This is a genomic window from Mesorhizobium sp. M1406 (assembly GCF_040317555.1).
Classification (GTDB): domain Bacteria; phylum Pseudomonadota; class Alphaproteobacteria; order Rhizobiales; family Rhizobiaceae; genus Mesorhizobium.
Genome location: NZ_JAMYKW010000136.1, coordinates 1 through 4,097, shown reverse-complemented (window position 1 = coordinate 4,097; position 4,097 = coordinate 1). Strand labels below are relative to the sequence as shown.

The window sequence follows — 4,097 nt, the reverse complement described above, 5'->3', positions numbered from 1 at the left end:
TTCTGCTCATGCGTTGCTGAATTTAATCCTTGACCCCAAGAAGCCCATGTGAGGCCAGGTACCAGCGCACGCAAAGCAGGATCACAGATTGGTCGAACTGGCGGCCTTTGAACATCGCAATCCTCCGAAATGGTTGAAGGATCCCTTGCCACTCGCGAGTAACAAAAACGTTGCAACACATCCTCTGACGCTGCCGCTCGTTACAAGAACCATCGCTTTCCGCCGGAGATCATCGCCCGCGCCGTCTGGCTTTATTCCGGTTCCCGTTGAGCCTGCGCCACGTCGAGGAATTGCTGCTGGAGCGCGCGGCATCGTGGTTTCCTACGAGACGATCCGCCGATGGGGCCGAAAGCACGGCCCCGATTACGCCCGCGCATTCACCGCAAGCCGCCTTCTTCAAATGAAGTCTGGCACCTCGACGAGGTGATGATCACCATTGCCGGCAAGAAACACTGGCTGTGGCGTGCCGTCGATCAGGAAGGTTACGTGCTCGATGAAATCGTCCAGACCCGCCGCAATACCAAGGCTGCCAAGCGCTTGCTGATCCGACTGCTGAAGAGGCAGGGCATGGCGCCCAAGCGCATGATCACGGACAAGCTGCGGTCTTACAGTGCAGCATGACGACAGCTCATGCCAAATGTCGAGCATCGGTCGCACAAAGGCCTGAATAACCGGGCGGAGAATTCTCACCTCCCGTTGCGCAAACGAGAACGTGTATGCCAGGGTTTCCGGTCGATCGGGTCATTGCAGCACTTCGTCTCCATCTTCTCCGCCATCAACCGCTCCGCTTCCCAGATCCGAAAACATCGCCTTCAGGCCATCGCCGAATGGAACGCCGCAAGCCCGCGGCTTGCCTGAGCAGCGGGTACCGAGGGTCTCATGCGCCCCTTCTTCAAACAACGTGACAGCACCCTTCAAATCAGCACGCCAGCTGCAGCGTTTCGCGTCCATCCACGATCCGATTGCCAACCTGTTTCACTTTCCCCGCCACGCCCTCTCATCCTGCGACCATCGCGATCTTCGCAGTGCCGCCACGGCAACCTGGCGCGAAATTGCACATCTCGCCGCCGCCTGACATCCGACAAGGCACATCAACTGGGATCCACTGTCCAATAACTTTACGGTGCCCGCTCGACGGTCTTCAGCAATACCGTGCGATCACGCGCGGTATCGCTGGCACGATGTGGCAGCAGGCGTCAGCATGATGATGCGCTCCTCACACGCGCTGGTTGCCGGCAGCGCCTGACGCGGATCGGCTATCGGCCTCTTCGGCACATGGCGAGCTCAGGCCCGACGGCGAACCACCTCGGGATTCTGGCGCACAGCGAGAAATTCCTTCACCCGCCGGCCGGGTGCCGGACCGCGCACCGGCTTGAAGCCGTCATCGAGTTCCCCGGAGAGATCGAGCGTCGGACGCTTGCCTACGGCGTCGTAGTTCTCTTCCAGCCAGTCGCTGGCTGCGGTGCGGCCGAGATCACGCAGGTAGGTCAGGAACGCCCATTCGGCGTTGACCTTCGATGACGCCGACAGGTCCTTGAACGCTTCGTCGGCATCGATGCGGTGCATGCGGATATCGCGGTATTCGCCATGTGGCAGACGGCCGGCGGCGATCAACTCCTTGACGAAGGCGATCGAACGGAATTCGCGCAGCAATCCGGCGTTGAAGGTGATCTCGTCGATGCGGTTCTGGATCTCGTTGGCGCTCCTTGGCGTTCCTTCTCTAACCACGGGATTGATCTGCACCAGAAGCACGTCCTCGGTCGCCGCCGTCTTGAAGAACGGATAAAGCGCCGGATTGCCGCCATAGCCGCCATCCCAATAGGGCACGCCCTTGATCTCGACGGCGCGGAACAGTTGCGGCAAGCAGGCCGACGCCATCACCGTGTCGAGATCGATCTCGCCGTCGGAAAAGACGCGCAACTGTCCGGTTTCGACATTGGTCGCAGAGATGAACAGCTCCATCGACTTGCAGGTACGGACATTGGCGAAATCGATCTCCTGCTCGACCACGTCGCGCAGCGGGTTGAGGCCGAGCGGGTTGGCGACATAGGGCGAAAATACCCGTGACATGGTGTCGAAGAAGACATAGCCGGGCGTGTTCTCGATCGACCAGTTGCCCCAGGCGACATCCCACGGCATGCGCTGCACCGGGCTGAACCGGCCTTTGGCCGCCACGGCGCGCCAGAAATCGTCGAGTTTTTGCCGCGCGCCTTCGACACCACCGCGGACAAAACCGTCGGCCAGCGCCACCGCGTTCATGGCACCGGCGCTGGTGCCGGACACTGCCGATATCTCCAGCCTGCCGTCCTCCAGCAGCCGGTCGAGCACACCCCAGGAAAAGGCGCCGTGCGAGCCGCCGCCCTGAAGTGCGACGTTGATCTTCTTCGTCTCCTCCGCCTTGCCGTTTTTCGTCATGGCGTTCCTATCATCCTGATGCGCCAGCCTGCCCAACGTCACGGAAGGAAGCAGCCATCGCCGACCTATGTTGCAGTGCAGATATAAGGGCGGACCAAGGCAAGAACACGAACACGGTCGTGTGATCAAAATTTCGGCCATGAAGAAAGCCCCTCCGTTCGAAGCGGAGAGGCTGTCTCTTTTGGAAAGGGTGGAGCCTGGGCGACAAAGGTCCGGCACCGGCCCGATGGCACTGTTAACTGATGGGTGACGGATATCTGCGATCGGACGATCATGTTGAAGGTTTGTGATCCGCTCTACCGCCGCCACCGCTTTCCGGCTGAGATCATCGCCCATGCGGTGTGGCGGCACTGTAACGTTATCAGCGGCTCATGCAGCAATAGCTGGCCGGGACGGCTGTCACGCTGCGACGACACACGCGATTTTGTTCCAGATTTGCATGGCGGCGTTACGCAGGTCTCGATGTTGAGCAGATGACAGCATATTGCGGGGAAAGTGGAACAGGTTGGCAATCGAATCATGGATGGACACGAACCGCTGAAGCTTGGCGTGCCGCTGCCACCGATTGCTTACGGGATCCGGCTTGGCGCGTACCCGGCGATTGTGGCGCCCGTGACGCTGGGGACAAAGGCGGAAATGCGGGAAAAACGCTGCGGCTGCTTCCACAGCCAAATGGTGATCGCGCGATCCTACATGCTGCGCGCGGAAATCATAAACGCGCACATCTCGGTATGTGCGGTCGATGCCGCCCTCGATACGGGACTGGCGTTACGTGATCGACATCGCCGAGCGAGAGGAGACGGGGTGCCGAAAGGTGATCTGGCTTCCCAATCCCAGACGCCTCGACCAATCCTATGACGAATTCCGTGCTCGGACCTTCCTTGCGGCGCCGTGGGACGATGTCGCGGAACGGCAGGACGCCCAGCTCGACTATAATCAGGGTCTTGCCGCGAAGCTGCTGATCGAGGCGGGGCTGCCGGAAGATATTGCGCCGGACTGGATTGATATCGTCGAGGCTGGCGAGGATATGGATACGATGGTCGAGCGCCTGGTACGCACGAGGGAGACTGGCCGATGACGAATGTGTACCTGACCGGGATCGAGCTTGCCGAGTTCCGCACATTCGAAAGGCTTGATGTTCGGCATTCACGTCGACCATTCCACTGTCCACTGCTGGGTCGTGCATTTTTCGCCTCTGCTGCTTGAACGCTTCAACCGGAGAAAACGTCCGGTCACCGGCAAGTGGCACGTCGATGAAACTTATGTCCGGGTGCGCGGTCGCTGGATGTATCTCTACCGCGCCGTCGACAGCGTGGGCGATACGGTCGTTCAGTTCAGGGGACTGTCAGGAATTTCGTGTGCGGGCGGGCGGTTGAACATCACGCCGCCATGGCTTTGATGAAGCGCTCACCGAAGATGACGGCGAACTGCGCCTTGGCCATGGCCCATTCACGTGGCGGCATTTTCCACTCTTTCTCAGATCGGTTCAAGATCAAATAGAGTAGCTTGGTTGCGGCATCGTCGCTTGGGAAATGCCCCCTGGCCCGGACGGCGCGCCTGAGCTTGGAGTTCAGAGCCTCGATCGCGTTGGTGGTGTAGACGATCCTGCGAACCTCGTCTGGGAAAGCGAAGAACGGGATGACCTCGGCCCAGGCGCGCCGCCAGCTCTGACCTATGGCGGG

3 protein-coding genes and 4 pseudogenes are annotated in these 4,097 nt (G+C 60.2%); 4 read left to right on the top strand and 3 right to left on the bottom strand.

From position 1 onward, the window contains the following. Positions 1–228: 228 nt before the first annotated feature. Together NKH03_RS34410 and NKH03_RS34405 are read left to right on the top strand one after the other, a co-directional pair. Positions 229–858, top strand: a pseudogene (locus NKH03_RS34410) (IS6 family transposase). Positions 859–913: 55 nt separating this feature from the next. After that, positions 914–1,075: pseudogene (locus tag NKH03_RS34405) on the top strand (IS6 family transposase); the annotation flags it as partial. Positions 1,076–1,284: 209 nt separating this feature from the next. Here NKH03_RS34405 and NKH03_RS34400 read toward each other — a convergent pair. Then, positions 1,285–2,415: a patatin-like phospholipase family protein gene (locus tag NKH03_RS34400; RefSeq protein WP_352973286.1), complete on the bottom strand. Its 1,131-nt coding sequence runs from the start codon at positions 2,413–2,415 to the stop codon at positions 1,285–1,287. Between the two features lie 399 nt (positions 2,416–2,814). Beyond that, positions 2,815–2,961: pseudogene (locus NKH03_RS34395) on the bottom strand (IS6 family transposase); the annotation flags it as partial. Positions 2,962–3,187: 226 nt separating this feature from the next. Between NKH03_RS34395 and NKH03_RS34390 the strand changes: the two are divergent. After that, complete coding sequence (locus NKH03_RS34390; RefSeq protein ID WP_352973284.1) at positions 3,188–3,493, top strand: hypothetical protein; 306 nt, start codon at positions 3,188–3,190, stop codon at positions 3,491–3,493. Between the two features lie 63 nt (positions 3,494–3,556). Then, positions 3,557–3,742: pseudogene (locus NKH03_RS34385) on the top strand (DDE-type integrase/transposase/recombinase); the annotation flags it as partial. 52 nt (positions 3,743–3,794) lie between these two features. Here the strand turns inward: NKH03_RS34385 and NKH03_RS34380 are convergent. Next, positions 3,795–4,097: transposase (locus NKH03_RS34380; RefSeq protein WP_352973282.1), on the bottom strand; the 303-nt coding region annotated here is incomplete at its 5' end.

What these genes read in the sequence shown, in the direction of transcription:
- NKH03_RS34400 (WP_352973286.1), bottom strand. Translation starts at nt 2,415, where the DNA reads ATGACGAAAAACGGCAAGGCGGAGGAGACGAAGAAGATCAACGTCGCA.